This is a genomic window from Neobacillus sp. PS2-9 (assembly GCF_030915525.1).
In the GTDB taxonomy this organism is placed as follows: Bacteria; Bacillota; Bacilli; order Bacillales; family Cytobacillaceae; genus Neobacillus.
In genome coordinates, this window is record NZ_CP133269.1 from 2,573,466 (window position 1) to 2,589,411 (window position 15,946).

14 protein-coding genes and 1 riboswitch are annotated in these 15,946 nt (G+C 38.2%); of the genes, 8 read left to right on the forward strand and 6 right to left on the reverse strand.

What is annotated here, in order from left to right; translation table 11 throughout:
* Positions 1-61: 61 nt before the first annotated feature.
* Together RCG25_RS12985 and RCG25_RS12990 are read right to left on the reverse strand one after the other, a co-directional pair.
* Positions 62-1,006 carry an L-threonine 3-dehydrogenase gene (locus RCG25_RS12985; protein ID WP_308084045.1) on the reverse strand — a complete coding sequence of 315 codons (945 nt, stop codon included), beginning with the start codon at positions 1,004-1,006 and terminating at the stop codon, positions 62-64.
* Positions 1,007-1,099: 93 nt separating this feature from the next.
* Positions 1,100-2,290 carry a glycine C-acetyltransferase gene (locus tag RCG25_RS12990; protein WP_308084046.1) on the reverse strand — a complete coding sequence of 397 codons (1,191 nt, stop codon included), beginning with the start codon at positions 2,288-2,290 and terminating at the stop codon, positions 1,100-1,102.
* Between the two features lie 324 nt (positions 2,291-2,614).
* Here RCG25_RS12990 and RCG25_RS12995 point away from each other — a divergent pair, with 324 nt between their 5' ends.
* A complete protein-coding gene (locus RCG25_RS12995; RefSeq protein ID WP_308084047.1) occupies positions 2,615-2,908 on the forward strand; it encodes a hypothetical protein in 294 nt (97 codons plus the stop codon).
* Between the two features lie 55 nt (positions 2,909-2,963).
* Here the strand turns inward: RCG25_RS12995 and RCG25_RS13000 are convergent, their stop codons facing one another.
* The 3 genes from RCG25_RS13000 to RCG25_RS13010 form a co-directional block, all read right to left on the reverse strand.
* The gene (locus RCG25_RS13000; protein WP_308084048.1) at positions 2,964-4,511 is read right to left on the reverse strand and encodes an acyl-CoA carboxylase subunit beta; all 1,548 of its coding nucleotides are present in this window, start codon (positions 4,509-4,511) and stop codon (positions 2,964-2,966) included.
* An 11-nt stretch (positions 4,512-4,522) separates the two neighbouring features.
* Positions 4,523-6,178, reverse strand: a complete 1,656-nt coding sequence (locus RCG25_RS13005) for a class I adenylate-forming enzyme family protein (protein WP_308084049.1) — start codon at positions 6,176-6,178, stop codon at positions 4,523-4,525.
* 140 nt (positions 6,179-6,318) lie between these two features.
* On the reverse strand, positions 6,319-7,317 hold the full coding sequence (locus RCG25_RS13010) for an NAD(P)H-dependent flavin oxidoreductase (RefSeq protein ID WP_308084050.1): 999 nt from the start codon (positions 7,315-7,317) through the stop codon (positions 6,319-6,321).
* Positions 7,318-7,513: 196 nt separating this feature from the next.
* Positions 7,514-7,615, forward strand: a riboswitch (purine riboswitch).
* A gap of 307 nt (positions 7,616-7,922) precedes the next feature.
* On the opposite strand from RCG25_RS13010, the gene RCG25_RS13015 reads away from it, so the two are divergent.
* Complete coding sequence (locus RCG25_RS13015; protein WP_308084051.1) at positions 7,923-8,519, forward strand: xanthine phosphoribosyltransferase; 597 nt, start codon at positions 7,923-7,925, stop codon at positions 8,517-8,519.
* Entirely contained in the window at positions 8,516-9,820 is a 1,305-nt protein-coding gene (locus RCG25_RS13020) for a nucleobase:cation symporter-2 family protein (protein WP_308084052.1), read from the forward strand. The genes RCG25_RS13015 and RCG25_RS13020 overlap by 4 nt, the downstream gene beginning before the upstream one ends.
* Before the next feature lie 26 nt (positions 9,821-9,846).
* Here the strand turns inward: RCG25_RS13020 and RCG25_RS13025 are convergent, their stop codons facing one another.
* Entirely contained in the window at positions 9,847-10,068 is a 222-nt protein-coding gene (locus tag RCG25_RS13025) for a spore germination protein (RefSeq protein WP_308084053.1), read from the reverse strand.
* Positions 10,069-10,445: 377 nt separating this feature from the next.
* On the opposite strand from RCG25_RS13025, the gene RCG25_RS13030 reads away from it, so the two are divergent.
* From RCG25_RS13030 to RCG25_RS13050, 5 genes are all read left to right on the forward strand, one after another.
* Complete coding sequence (locus tag RCG25_RS13030) at positions 10,446-11,345, forward strand: putative selenate ABC transporter substrate-binding protein (RefSeq protein ID WP_308084054.1); 900 nt, start codon at positions 10,446-10,448, stop codon at positions 11,343-11,345.
* Between the two features lie 14 nt (positions 11,346-11,359).
* Positions 11,360-12,112, forward strand: a complete 753-nt coding sequence (locus RCG25_RS13035; protein WP_308084055.1) for a phosphonate ABC transporter ATP-binding protein — start codon at positions 11,360-11,362, stop codon at positions 12,110-12,112.
* 1 nt (position 12,113) lies between these two features.
* Positions 12,114-13,751: a PhnE/PtxC family ABC transporter permease gene (locus RCG25_RS13040; RefSeq protein WP_308084056.1), complete on the forward strand. Its 1,638-nt coding sequence runs from the start codon at positions 12,114-12,116 to the stop codon at positions 13,749-13,751.
* Positions 13,752-14,107: 356 nt separating this feature from the next.
* Entirely contained in the window at positions 14,108-14,782 is a 675-nt protein-coding gene (locus tag RCG25_RS13045) for a response regulator transcription factor (protein ID WP_308084057.1), read from the forward strand.
* Positions 14,779-15,774, forward strand: a complete 996-nt coding sequence (locus tag RCG25_RS13050) for a sensor histidine kinase (RefSeq protein WP_308084058.1) — start codon at positions 14,779-14,781, stop codon at positions 15,772-15,774. Before RCG25_RS13045 ends, RCG25_RS13050 begins: the two co-directional genes overlap by 4 nt.
* Positions 15,775-15,946 lie beyond the last annotated feature (172 nt).

Below are 15,946 nucleotides of genomic sequence, written 5' to 3' on the forward strand. Positions count from 1 at the left end.
ATGAGCCAATACCCATATCGATAAAAAAATCCTGAGCCATTCTAGACTCAGGATTCCACTTTTACAGTTTTTGACGCAGTTTTTCAATCATATCTCTTGTCATTTTGTCTAAATCATACTCGTAAGTAAAGCCCCATTCATTTTTAGCAGCTGTTGCATCAATCGAATTTGGCCAACTATCCGCAATACTTTGACGGGCTGGATCAACATTATATGAAATTTCGAAGCCAGGGATATACTTAGCAATACTAGTTGCGATCTCCTCAGGGTCAAAGCTCATGGCTGTTACGTTAAATGAATTGCGGTGAATCAACTTAGAAGGATCTGCTTCCATTAAATTAACAATAGCATTTAAGGCATCAGGCATGTACATCATATCCATATATGTGCCTTTATCAATATAGGAAGTATACTTACCATTTTTAATGGCTTCATAATAGATCTCGACCGCATAATCCGTTGTACCTCCACCAGGAAGAGCCACATAAGAAATTAATCCTGGGAAACGTAAGCCACGAGTATCAACACCAAACTTGTGATAATAATAATCCGATAACAATTCTCCTGCTACCTTATTGACACCATACATGGTGGTTGGACGCATAATCGTGTCCTGTGGTGTACTGTCTTTAGGTGTAGTTGGGCCAAATGCTCCAATAGAACTTGGTGTAAAGAATTGAGCATTAAGTTCTCTAGCTGTTTCTAATGCGTTCATTAGACCGCCCATATTCAAGTTCCAAGCAAATACCGGCTTTGCTTCCGCGGTTGCTGAAAGAAGTGCCGCTAAATGCATCACTGTGTCTACTTGGTATTTTTTTGCTGTTTCCACCATTTTGTTTAAATCTGTTACATCTACCGTTTCAAACGGTCCGCTATTTGCTGCCTCGCTGTCATTCTTCTTGATATCTGTAGCAATAACGTTATCTGCTCCGTATATGTCTCTTAGTTTTAAGGTTAATTCTGAACCAATTTGTCCTAAGGCACCTGTAATTAAAATACGCTTCATTGTTTCTCCGTCCTCTTCACTTTTGCTAAGTAATTCTGTCTTCCTTTATAGCTACGTCACCTAATACCTAAAGGTTCCGTTCATATTCACTTATTAAATAACGCCCATTTCCTTGCCGACCTTCTCATAAATCGCAATAGCTCGATCGAGCATTTCTTTTGTATGGGCAGCAGTTGGCATATTCCGAACACGCCCTGTTCCTTTTGGTACAGTTGGGAATACAATCGCCTTTGCATATACACCTTCTTCATTCAAACGTTTGCTGAATTGTTGAGTAAGTGCTTCGTCCCCGATGATACATGGAGTGATTGGGGTTTCACTGTTGCCGATATTGAAGCCTAATTCTTTTAACCCTTTTTTCAAATAGTTACCATTTTCCCAAAGCTTTTCGTTAAGTTCCGTACTTTCCATTAAGATTTCAATGGACTTCTTACTTGCGGCAACATCTGCAGGAGTTAGAGAAGTAGAGAATAAGAATGGGCGACTACGAACCTTTAACCAGTCAATTAAATTCTTCTTCCCAGCCACATATCCGCCAACAACACCAATTGCTTTGGATAGTGTCCCAATTTGGAAATCTATTTTATCAGAAAGGCCAAAATGCTTAACTGTTCCAGCCCCCTCACCAAGGACACCGGAGCCATGGGCATCATCTACATATGTAATCAAATCGAATTCTTCTGCAATTTTTACAATTTCAGGTAATAAAGCGATATCCCCGTCCATAGAGAACACACCATCAGTAATTACCATGATTTTATTATAGAGGCCGGACTCTTTCGCTTCTTTGGCCTTTGCACGTAAATCTTCCATGTCAGAGTGGTTGACACGAATAATTTTTGCTCTAGAAAGGCGGCAACCATCTATAATAGAGGCGTGGTTTAATTCATCAGATAAAATGGCGTCATTTTTATCCATTACAGCAGAAATAGCTGCCATATTACAATTAAAACCGGATTGGTAAGCAATTGCTGCTTCAGTATGCTTGAATTCTGCTAATTTTTCTTCTAATTCAACATGAAGTTTAAGTGTCCCGTTGATGGTCCGGACCGCACCAGCACCGACACCAAATTTTTCGATCGCATCAGCTGCTGCCTTTTTTAATCGTTCATCGGTTGCTAAACCTAAATAGTTATTGGAAGAAAGATTGACAAGCTCTCTGCCATTTATCGTAATTAATGGGCCGTTGGGACTTTCAAGTGGGTCAATGACATTGTATAAACCCTTCCCTTTTAAATCCTCTAGGTTTTCATTTAAAAATTGCTCCAAAATCGTACTGGACATGCTCAATTCCCCCTATTTGCGTTCGTAGGTTATATTATTTTTCCTTAAAAAACATTTGTCCGCGTGGAATGGACAATAGATAGCTGTTAAACAGCGTAATCAAAGGATTTCTATCCATACTTTATCATAAAACTAACTTATTGTTCATACCTAGAGGACAAAAGATGAAAATATTTTTATACTTTTTTAAGATACCCTATCTAAATAGCACTTATTTAAGCATTAAACCTACATTTGGAATATTGTTCATTTCATTTACGACTACCATTACGTTATAATCATCTAATTAAGCAAACAGATTGTTTCAAAGAAAGGATGTCAACTTTGTCATTTAAGTATTCTCTTATTTATACACTTCTTATTGGTTTCGTGTTTATTTTCCTATTCAAGCTTGCCTATGAATTCTTTTACGGCGAAAATCAAGAAAAGCAAATGAGGAAAATACACAAATATTTTCATAAAGAAACGATTAAGAAAATTGATCGATTAGAACATGTACCTCGAAAATATACAATGTACCAAGTAGTAACAGACAAGGAAACAAAAAAGATCAAATTGAAACCGGGTTATAAAGTAATTAAAATGGTTGCCAAAGAGCAAAAAAGAAAAAATAAATGACTTAATCTTGAACAAAAAGGAACCTATCCATATCATGGACAGGTTCCTTTTCACTTTATATACCGGTTGGCCACGCCGACAACAGCCGTTCACTTTTTTCACGCTTAGAAGTGAGCAGATAATCGAGGGATTGACAGAGAAATTTTCTCGTTTCACTGGGGTGTATCACATCGTCAATTAAATGCTTGGCTGCAGCTTTATATGGTGAGCTGTCAAAGGACCATAGCTCTAATAGCTTCTGCCTTTCCTCTTTTGGATTTTCAGCGCGAGCAAGTTCTCTCCCAAAAACTACGTTGACTCCAACTTCTGGTCCGGTAAAATTAATCTCTGCTGTCGGCCAGGCGACGACTAAATCTCCTCCCATTCCTGGGCCGCACATATTCCCGTAAGCAGCACCAATACTTTTTCGAATCACAACGGATATTTTAGGTACAGTTGCTAGCGCCAATGCCTGGTTCCAAACCATGATTTTTGTCGGCATTTTTGCTTTCTCCGCTTCACTGCTGATTCGAAAACCAGGTGTATCATGGAGGAAAATAAGCGGAATATGGTAGGAATCACATAAACAAATAAACTCCGTTGCTTTTTGACATTCCTGTGGTCCTGGTGCACCAGCATACTGATTTGGCTGGTTAGCAACGATACCCACACAATGTCCATTTAAGTGAGCAAAAGTTGTAATGAGTCCTTTACCAAATTTTCTTTGATACTCAAAGGTAACCCCATCATCAACGAGCACTTCAATTATTTTCTTCATATCATATACACGATTGTTTTGCTGAGGCAAAATAGTAAATACTTCTTCAACCAGACGATAGGGATCATCGTTCGTTTGTCTCATTTTCGGCCGTTCACCTGCATGCTGTGGCATGTAAGAAAAGAAGTTTTTTAACTGCTCAATGCATTCATCTTCTGTACTGCCATCCTCATCAATTTGACCCGTAAATTTATGATGAATATCAACTCCTCCTAATTCCTCCGGAGTTAATTTTTGACCATTTGCAAGTTCAAGCATTCGCGGGCCAGCAATAGCCATACATGTCCCTTGAAGCTGAGTAACGAAATCAGAAGATACTGCGGCCCAGGTAGGACCGCCAAAGCTATCACCAAGAATAGCCGTCATGGTCGGAACTTGGCGATGAAGGGTAAGCATTTCACGCGGAAACAATTTATCGCTTATTCCATCAGACCCCATTCCATCAGGCATCCGTAAGCCTCCACCTTCATGAAGAGAGAAAATAGGTAGGCCGTTTTTCACTGCAAATTCATGTATACTCTTTGATTTACGAATATGGACATTGCCTTCTGTACCGGCGAATACAGTCTTGTCCCCTGCTTGAATAATCGCAGGTCTGCCGTTTATTTTACCTACCCCTGTAATGAGGCCATCTCCATAGCTTTTATGTTCAGTTCCTTTTACATCAGAAGTATTAAGCATACCGAGTTCCATAAAGGTCCCTGCATCCGTTAATTTATTTATTCTCTCCCTCGCTGTCAGCAGTCCCCGATTATGTTGTGCGGCTATTTTTTCGAGTCCTCCACCTAAAAGAGCGGCTTCCTTCTTGGCCAGCAGATCATCAGTAAGTTGCTTTAAAGTATCCATGTTTCGCTCTCCTACTCCTCTTTTAGTAATTTTCGAAGTACCTTCCCAGAAGGTGTTGCGGGAAGTTGGTCAATGATTTCTATATAGCGGGGATATTTATAGGCAGCCATCGTCTCTTTTGCCCATGCAATGAGGTCTGCAGCTGTAAATTTCACTTTTTCTCTATCATGTAAAACAACAAACGCTTTCACCACTTCACCTTTTAAAGGATCAGGAACACCAATGACTGCGGATTGTCTAATAGCAGGATGGAGGTTTAGTAGTGCTTCAACATCCTCAGGAAAAATACTGTAACCCGAACTTTTTATCATTTCCTTTACCCGACCAAGGAAATATAAATAACCCTCATCGTCAAGATATCCTATATCTCCTGTATGAACCCAACCGTCCTGTAGTGTCTCTGAGGTAGCATCAGGTCTGTTTAAATACCCTTTAAATACACCAGGGTTTTTAATAACAATTTCTCCCTCTTTACCTACCGGTTGTTCCTCGCCTGTTTCAAGGCTCAAAATCCGTATTTGTGTTTCATAAATGGAAATTCCACAGGATCCATACTTAATTTTATCTATTGGCATAAAGGTATCACAGGTGTGTGTCTCACTAAGACCGTAGGCTGCTTCAAAGAGGCTACATCCATTTGTCAGAGTACGCCAATTATCCGCTAATTCTGCAGTCACTTGGACACCAAAGCTTGTTGCCAAATTCGTTTTTAAACTGGAAAGATTTTTATCCTTGATGGTTGGAAGTTGTAAAATGGCCCAATTCATAGGGGCGATGCTATACCAATACGTTATCCGTTCTTTTTCAATGGCTTCAACGGTGGCAAGAGGATCAAAACGAGTGAATAAAACACATGGTCGCCCTGTGTATACGGGACTATTAAGTCCCATGACCATACCAGCAATATGACATAACGGGGCACTAGCTAATAAAACATCCTTTTCCCCCATTCCATTTGCTTGCATAGAGGCAGCTGTTTTGAATAGTGCATTTCCGTAAGTTAACATGGCACCTTTCGGCCTGCCGGTTGTGCCTGAGGTAAAAACGATTAATCCAACATCATTCCATATATCAATCGTTTCTTTGCCTTCATAAGGTGATTCATTTTGGAGAATTTCGCAAAAGTCATCTGTTTCAGTGAAATGTTGTTTGGATAATAGGAATTCTTCTGGAAACTTCCATTCGGGCTGTTCTGGGAGGAAATCATAATAATTTGTGGTAACAGTAAATTGTAATGGGTGGGTTTTTTCTATAGCTTTTTTCACTAGGGGATACCCTTCTGAACCTGAAATGATTCCTTCAATTGGTGCTTCCTCTAAAAAGTATGCTAATTCATTCTCTTTAAACATAGGATTCAAAGGAACTACCATTCCGCCTAATTTTTGTATAGCAAAATGAGCAATAATATATTGAGGGCAGTTTTGCATATAAAGGGCTACACAACTCCCCTTCTTCACACCCATCCTATGTAAATAGTGTGCAAATCGCTGTACCTGATTCGAAAGTGCACTCCAAGAAATCCTCGTACCGTAAAAAATGTAGGCTGTTTCATTAGGTGTCTGTTTGGCATGTTGTTCCAAGTAATCAACGAGGGGCTTTTCTCCCTGTAAATAAGTTAGTTTAGCGGGTAATTGTGTTGGCCAGTAAGGGTGAGTTTTTTCTACCATTTACATCTCTCCTATATTGTAAGAATAGAAAATACTTTGTTTTAAATTTTTACATTCTAACCGGTTAGTATTTGTATAGAAGAGAAGACCCACAATGAGCCTTCTCTTCTATATACTACATTTATTCCACTAAGAACCTATTAATTCACATGAATTCCGTTTAATTGACTAACACTCCGATTCACTTTTTCGAGAGCCTCTTTATACTCAAGCTCTAATCGATTAATAATTTCAGCGGTTGATTCAATTTTATCAATTGCCCCCACTCCATGACCAGCAGACCAAATATCACGCCATGCTTTTGATTTCGTCTCTCTCTGCATACTATCAAAATTAACTTGGTCTTTTTTTACAAGCTGTTCAGGGTTTAATCCCGCTTTTACAATACTAGGCTTTAACATATTACACATCACACCTGAAAAAGCATCTGTTAAAACAATATCTTCCTGTGTGGACTCAACTAGCATCTCTCTATATTCATCATTTGCCATGCTTTCTGTGGCAACAATGAAGCGTGTCCCCATATAAGCAAGATCCGCACCAGCTGCCTGAGCTGCTAAAATCCCTTTACCTGTTGAAATGGAACCAGCAAGGATGATTATTCCATCCCAAAAACTTCTTACCATGTCAACAAAAGCAAAGCTATTAATTTGACCAGCATGGCCACCTGCCCCGCTTGCTACTAAAATTAAACCATCGACTCCTGTTTCTGCTGCTTTTCTAGCAAATTTTAAATCGCTTACATCTGAGAATACAAGACCACCGTATTCGTGTACAATGTCGACTACATGTTTGGGACTGCCTAAAGACGTAATCACTAATTGTGGCTTATGCTTTTTAATCAGCTCCAACTCTTCCTGAAGGCGGCCATACGTGCTATGTACCACCATATTCATGGCCCACGGAGCAATTTTACGATCAGGGTTCTGTACACGAGCTTCCTCTAGCTCTTCATTTAATTGTCCCATCCATTGATCAAGTACCTCGATAGGTCTTGCATTGGGAGCAGGAAAGGAACCAATCACTCCATTCAAACAACAATTTTTAACAAGGGCTGGCCCAGATACTAAAAACATTGGAGCAGAAATAACAGGAAGCCTTAGCTGAGTCCACCAGTTTTCAGGAATACTTTTATTCATCGCACTCACTCCTAATTTAGAATTTTCTGAATAAAACACTCTTCTATATAGTACCTGAAAATGAATGGTTATTCAATCTTTAGAGGGAATAAATATGAAACTTGATTAAAGGCGAATATTTCAACTAATAACAAACATAACATTCGTATTTCAGAAAAATATGATTGATTTCTGCTTTGCTCATGCTATAATGTTAGTAAATTAATAAAGTATCACTCATATAATAGCGGGGATATGGCCCGCAAGTTTCTACCAGATTGCCGTTAACAATCTGACTATGAGTGAGTAATAGAAGTTCGTTTATTCAAACGAATATTTCTATATCCTTTCGGCATAAAAGCCCAAAGGTCATTGCTCACTCCATTTTTGTAGTGAACATGACTTTTGGGCTTTTTATTTTTTGGCTATGTTAAAGAACAGTGTTCATTTTTACACCCTGTTGATTGGAGCGGAAGGCACGAAGACTCCTGTGGGAGTATGGTTCAGGGGAGACCCGCAGGCGCTTGCGCCGAGGAGGATCGCCGAAACACCCACGAACCGCTCGTGCCTGGAGCGGAAATCAACAGGCCAGTTTAACAGAGCCTATTTTTTTATTGGAGGTAAATATGAAACTATTAGAGGAAAAAATTAAAAAGGACGGAATGGTCCTAAATGAACATGTTCTAAAGGTAGATTCGTTTTTGAATCATCAATTAGACCCTTCTTTAATGAACGAGATTGGCAAAGAGTTTGCTGCTAGGTTTAATGGAAACGGGATTACAAAAATCGTAACCATTGAATCGTCTGGAATTGCACCTGCTGTCATGGCTGGATTACATATGATGGTCCCTGTCGTATTTGCCAGGAAAAAGAAATCTTTAACCCTTACCGATGATTTGCTCACTGCGAGTGTTTTTTCGTTTACAAAAAATGAAAAAAATGAAATATCTGTCTCAAAAAAATTTGTGGACGCAAATGATAAAGTGCTCATTATTGATGATTTTCTTGCTAACGGAGAGGCCGCCCTTGGCTTAGTGAACATCGTTCAACAAACTGGTGCAGAGGTTACTGGTATTGGCATTGTGATTGAAAAATCCTTCCAAAACGGTTCCCGTAAGCTACTGGATCTTGGTTTAAGGGTTGAATCTTTAGCCCAAATTGCCTCACTTAAAAATGGAGAGGTTACATTTATTAATGAAAAAGTGGAGGAATATATCAAATGAAACAACATCCTTTAAAAATAGCATCTTTAGGAATTCAACATGTGTTAGCCATGTATGCTGGTGCAGTGATTGTACCTCTTATTATTGGAGGAGCACTAAAATTTTCCGGAGAACAATTAACCTATTTAGTTTCCATCGACATATTAATGTGTGGGATAGCCACTATTTTACAAGTTTGGCAGAATCGTTTTTTTGGTGTGGGGTTACCAATTGTTCTAGGGTGTACTTTTACGGCTGTTGGACCCATCATTTCAATTGGCGGCCAATACGGTATTTCTTCTATTTACGGCTCTATTCTTATTTCAGGTCTAATCGTTGTTCTTATTTCACAATTTTTCGGTAAATTAATTAAGTTCTTCCCTCCTGTTGTTACTGGTTCAGTCGTTACCATCATAGGAATTACCTTAATTCCAGTTGCAATGAACAACATGGCTGGGGGCCAAGGGAGCCCTGATTTTGGCAGTATCTCAAATATCAGTCTTGCTTTCGGTACATTGTTATTTATCATTTTACTTTATAGATTTACAAAAGGCTTTATCCGCTCTATTTCAATCCTCCTTGGATTAGTTGCTGGAACAATTGCAGCATCTTTATTGGGTAAGGTGAATTTTATAGCTGTAACCGACGCTTCATGGTTTCATATGGTCAAACCCTTTTATTTTGGAACTCCATCATTTGAAATAACACCGATTATTACAATGACATTAGTAGCCATTGTTAGTCTAGTAGAGTCAACAGGTGTCTATTTAGCATTAAGTGATATAACAGGAAAAAAGCTTACCGAGAAGGATTTATCAAGGGGTTATCGTGCAGAAGGAATTGCAAGCATACTTGGTGCTTTGTTTAATGCCTTCCCGTATACCACTTATTCCCAAAACGTTGGACTCGTTCAGTTATCTGGTGTAAAAGGGAAAAATGTTATCTATACGATGGGTGGAATCCTTGTGGTCCTTGGTTTTGTACCAAAAATAGGTGCGTTTACAACGGTGATCCCAACACCCGTTCTAGGAGGGGCAATGGTAGCCATGTTTGGAATGGTAATTGCCTATGGAATCAAAATGCTAAGCAAAGTGGAATTTGCTTCACAAGAAAATCTGCTTATTATCGCTTGCTCAGTTGGTATGGGTCTTGGGGTAACTGCGGTACCTGATTTATTTACCCACCTTCCAGAAAGCATAAAAATCTTAACCAACAATGGTATTGTCGCTGGAAGCTTTACTGCTATCTTTTTAAATATTATTTTTAACGTAGTTAAACCATCCAAGCAACAGCAAGCTTCTTCCAGTTTAAGAGCATCATAATTTACACATAAAAAATATAGGCGGAGCTATTCTATGCTCCGCCTGATTAAATCAATTAAACTCATTACACTATTTTGATTTGAAGAATTCGACACTGTTTTCGTAGAGACATCTGTCCCCTGATTTCCTTCACCAGAACCAGTTATGGATTTTGTTACCGAAATTGGAGCAATATATACAGCCCCCCCAAAGTTGACAATACCGCCTGAAATCGTACCGATATTAATCCCGTCTTGATTGAGCGCCACCCTTTGTCCCCCTTTATTTTTTACTAGTATATGTACAAGTAAGGGAGCTTGTCTAAACTTCTTCATTAATAATAATAAAAATAGAAACTCCTATTTCGTTCGTCCTTTCATACACGAGAAAACAAAATTTGGAGTGTTGAAGAATGGTCACATTTATCCGTTTAATGATATTTTAAAACCCCTGCGCCATTGCAGGAGTTTTTCCTATCATCAAAGGCTTTTTAAGCTTTTTACCGACATTTACCTATCGATTAAACAGATTTATTTAGATGGAATAAATCGATTTAATGAATTTATTTTAAAATAACATTTCTCTATAATTTTAAAAGCAAGGACATATCTACTATATAAAACATAAGAACCGAGGGATTTTGTTTATGAAAAAATGGTTGTCTGTTATGATTACTGTATTACTATTATTTTCTCTAGCTGCCTGTGGACAGAAAGAAGAAAAAGCAAATGATACAAAAAAAGAAACCACAACTAAAGAAGTTTTTAAAATAGGTGCGATTCCCGACCAAAACGCTGCTGACCTAGAAAAAGGGATGACAGCTGTTGCAAATTACCTAAGCGAAAAAACGGGGATGAAGGTTGAATTTGTCCCATCCGTTGATTATGCAGCACTTGTTACTGGCTTTCAACGTGGTGAAATTCATATGGCATGGTTTGGCGGATTAACCAGCGTACAAGCTAGAAACCTTGTTCCAGATGCTGAATCCATTGTCCAAAGACCTCGTGATGCAGAATTCCATTCTGTTTTTATTACCCAAGCATCAGAAAATATTACGAAGCTTGAAGATCTTAAAGGGAAATCTTTTACTTTTGGTAGTGAAAGTTCTACATCTGGCCATTTAATGCCACGTTACTACTTATCTGAAGCTGGTATCGATGCTAATAAAGACTTTGATGGCAAACCTAACTTCTCAGGTTCACATGATACAACGTACAAGTTAATTGAATCAGGTGCCTTTAAAGCCGGTGCTCTAAACGAAGCAGTTTGGGAAGCAGCAGTTAAAGAAGGAAAAGTAGATACAAATAAAGTAAAAGTATTCTATACAACACCAGCTTATTATGACTATAACTGGACCATTAACAGCAATGTTGAAGAAGTATTTGGTAAGGGTACGAAAAAGAAAGTAAAGGATGCCCTTCTTTCTATTACTGGTGAGCAAAAAGAAATTGCTGACTTATTCCAAACTGACAGCTTCGTCGAAACAAAAAATGATAACTACAAAAAGATTGAAAAGGTCGCAAAAGAATTACAGATTATTAAGTAGTAGGTGTAGTTGAGATGTCTTCAAATATAAAAATAGAAGCAAAAAACATATCGAAACACTTTGAGCGGAAGATAGCCCTATCTTCCCTTTCTTTTTCTATAAAGGAGGGAGAGTTAGTTGCGTTAATTGGACCAAGTGGGGCTGGAAAAACCACCCTTTTGAATGCAATTGCCGGGTTGGTTCCTTTGAATAGCGGGGATCTCATAATTGATACTAAACTTCTAACTTCCTATAAAAAAGGCAAAGTCTTTGCAAAAAAAATAGGAGTTATTCGCCAGCAATTCGACTTAATCGGATCACTTGCTGTTATTCATAACGTCCTAGCCGGGAAATTAGCTGACTGGGGTCTTTTCAAGTCCCTTTTGTCATTACTTGTTCCACAAGAAAAAGAACTAGCCGTCAATGCACTTAAACGAGTGGGATTAGCTGAAAAAGTATATGAGATTACCTCTTCCTTATCTGGTGGCGAACAGCAACGAGTAGCGATGGCACGCTTAATGGTACAAAAGCCAGAGGTAATTCTTGCTGACGAGCCTGTTGCCTCTCTTGACCCTGCGCGGGCAGATGATGTGCTTTCTATGTTGACTAGTATTGTCACAGAGGAAAAGCAAACCTTAATCGCAAGCTTGCATTCTGTTGAATATGCGCGTAAGTATTTTACGAGGATTATTTCTCTAAAGAACGGAGAAATATTTTTTGATTTACCAACAGATCAAGTAACTGATGAATTGCTTAAAGACCTCTATCAGTTAAAGGAGCAAGGGTAAGATGACGAAACAAAGATCCATCTTTCGCGCGCATAACCGCTTCATCCTCACTTTACTGTTAGTGGCCATTTTCGCTTGGAGTCTCTTCTCTATTAAATGGAATGCGGATTTATTTCATGCTGGTGGGATTCCCACCATGTTGCAAATTTTTGAAGGCATTATTCATCCCGATTTGACTGCGCAAGTGCTGCTCAAAGGATTAAAATCATCTTGGATTACCCTTGCTTACGCTGTGGCTGGAATGTCACTGGCAATTATTTATGCATTTATTGTTGGGGTTCTGGCATCAGGTACTTTAACGTCAAACCGTGTTTCCAGAATGGTTTCAAAAGTATTTTTTAGAGGGATTTTAGGTTTTACAAGGTCCATCCATGAACTGATCTGGGCTTGGCTTTTTGTGGCAGCAATGGGTCTTTCCCCCTACGCCGCTATCTTTGCCCTTGCCATTCCTTACGGAGGGATTCTAGGCCGTATATTTGCCGATATGTTAAATGATGTAGCTCAGAATCCAATTAAAGCCTTAAAATCTACCGGGGCATCGCGACTGCAAATACTAATATATGGCTACCTCCCCTTAGTTTGGGCAGATATGATTAGTTACACCATGTACCGCTTTGAGTGCTCCATTCGCTCTTCAGCTATTATGAGTTTTGTTGGGCTCGGTGGCTTGGGGTATCAAATTCAGTTATCCCTCGCTGACTTGAAATACGATCAAGTATGGACGTATGTGTTTTTTCTCATCGGACTTGTTCTATTCGTTGATATTTGGAGTAATTTTGTCCGAAAAGGGTTAACTGACCGGAAAAGAAGAAAGGGCTTTAGCCCTGGTTGGATGTCCACTTTCTTCACTCTTTTGTTAATCTTTGTCTCATGGTTCTATATAACACTTGGGGAAAATGCACAACTATTTGAGCTATTATCTGATAAGAATTTAGAATATGCAAAGAAATTTTTCGGTGGGTTAATAGGGCTCCATCAACAGAATCCAGCCTTCCTCAATGCAGACAGCTGGTCTTCTGCATTAAAACTAACGCTTGAAACACTAGAAATGAGTATTATGGCAATAGGATTTTCAACCCTTGCCGCTTTCATAACTGTGATTCCGGCTGCAAGAAATGTCGCGAATGGAAGTCTTACTTCGTCAAAGCGATGGTATAACTGGATTCTATATGGTCTTGTCCGCGTCTCCTATATCTTTTCTCGCTCCGTACCTGAACTTGTTTGGGCGATGATGATCATTTTCATCTTCAAACCAGGGCTTTTACCGGGTGCCATTGCTCTTGCTCTCCACAATTTTGGAATACTTGGGAAGCTTTGGGCGGAGGTTATTGAGGATATGGATCCTCGACCAATAAGAAACCTAGCATCCTCGGGGGCATCCAAGATTCAGATTTTCTTTTATGGAATCTTGCCAATGGCGGTACCTCGATTTCTTACCTATATTCTCTATCGCTGGGAAGTGATTATGAGAACAACCATTGTGGTCGGATTTGTTGGCGCCGGCGGCCTTGGTATGGAATTTAAGTTAGCAATGAGCTTTTTCCAATATACTCAAATTACTCTGCTTCTCCTTTGTTATATGATTCTTGTCATTATTGCAGATTTTGCCTCAGAAAGTACAAGAAAAGCAGTGAAATAGTAAAAAAGGATGTCTGAATTGACATCCTTTTTTGGTATTCGCGAAATTTTAGATCAAAATTTACGTAAATTCATTGTTTATTTGCGAAAACTCAAGCTTTATTTGCGATTCTCCTGGTTTTATTTGCGAAACATCAGGGTTTATTTGCGTAAATCCAAGTTTTATTTGCGAAACAAACACTACATCCCCATATTCAATATGAATATATATATGCACTGTTATCATAGCAAGTTTTTATAATTTTATGAATATAAAATCGTTACTTACGTCCTGTTAAATTGATAATTTTTCCACATGCATTCAATTATTAGTATAATAGATTCAACAGAAAATAATTGAAAATGGTGGGAATAGATATGTACAAAGTTATGATCATAGAGGACGATCCTAAAATAAGCTCAATTATTGCTCATACACTGCTCAAATGGAAATTTGATCCTATTGAGGCGAATGACTTTGAACATCTTGACAAAGAATTTATGAATAATAAGCCCGACCTTGTACTCCTAGATATTAATCTTCCAATTTATGATGGCTATTATTGGTGTGGTAAATTTCGTCAGTTATCCAATGTCCCTATCATCTTCATCTCTTCCCGTTCTCAAAATATGGATATTGTAATGGCAATGAACATGGGCGGAGATGATTTTATTCAAAAGCCCTTTTCACTCGATGTACTAATGGCTAAAATAAATGCTATTTTTAGAAGGGTCTATACCTATAAAGAGAAAGAAAAAGATTACATGGAGCATAGAGGCCTCATCCTCCATGTGGATAAGGGCAGTATCTCGTATCATGAGAAAGAACTAGATTTAACCAAAAATGAATTTCAAATTTTGTATTTATTACTGAAAAAAAAGGAATGTATTGTATCGAGAGATGAAATAATGACTGCACTTTGGGAAAGCGAAAATTTTATTGATGATAATACATTAACGGTTAATATCGCCCGACTACGCAGGAAACTGGAAGAATTCGGGCTTGATGACTTTATTGAAACGAAAAAAAGACAAGGATATGTGATCAAATGAAATTTTCACATTTTCTTTCTGACCAAAAATGGTTTTTATTCACTTTTTTGATTGTATTACTTTTTATGGTCATCTTAATAAGCGTTGACCCAAAACTACATATCTCTACTGGAAGTCTAGTTTATTTAGTCCTCCTATCTATCATTGTTTTTAGCGTATTTTTCATTGGCTCTTATCTTTATAAAAATTATCAGCTGGTAAAGTGGAAGCAGCTCCCATTCAATGGATATTTTTTAGATTCAATCCCTTTGCCAGTCACACATGAACAAGAAATTTATATAGAAACCATGAAACGATTAAGTGAGCAGTATGTAATGAGCAACCATCTGCGTGATGAAGAGAAAAAGGAGCAGTTGGAATTTATGACACAATGGTTTCATGAGATAAAAACACCCATTGCTGTCAGTCGTTTATTACTGGAAACTGAAGTTGATTCCCCTAGTCTTCAGGATGAAATCGACAAAATAGAAGCGTTTGTGGAGCAGGCTCTTTACTTTTCAAGACTTAATGATTTCAACAAGGACTATATTATTGAAGAGATCCATATGGAGAAATGTATCAAAAATATAATTAAAGCGGAGTCAAAGTCATTTATTTCGAAAAAAATAAAACTTTCAATTGAGACAAGTCAGTTAACGGTTATAAGTGATCTAAAAGGATTGAATTTTATTATCAGACAGATCCTCCTTAATTCTTTAAAATACTCGGATGAATACAGTGAAATCTCCTTCACTATTAATTCGGAGAAAAGAACATTGACAATTATTGATCAAGGGATTGGTATCCCACCTGAGGATCTTCCACGTGTATTTGAAAAAGGATTTACAGGTAAAAACGGACGAACTAATCAACGCTCTACCGGCATGGGATTATATCTCGCTAAAAAAACAGCAGAAAAACTAGGACATGACCTTTCCATCACATCGACAGTCGGCGCAGGAACCCAAGCGATTCTTTATTTTCCACAACGATATAATTTATATAAAGGATAAAAAAACAAGCTCATTAAGATAACGGGTTTACTTGTGAGGTGCAAAACGTCAAATCACCGACATACTCACGCAGTAATAGCATAACTTTCACAACACAAATCACATAATATTTCACAATCAAAAAGGCTCAGAGTTATTTCCAACTCTAAGCCTTTTTTTAATATCCAGTTTT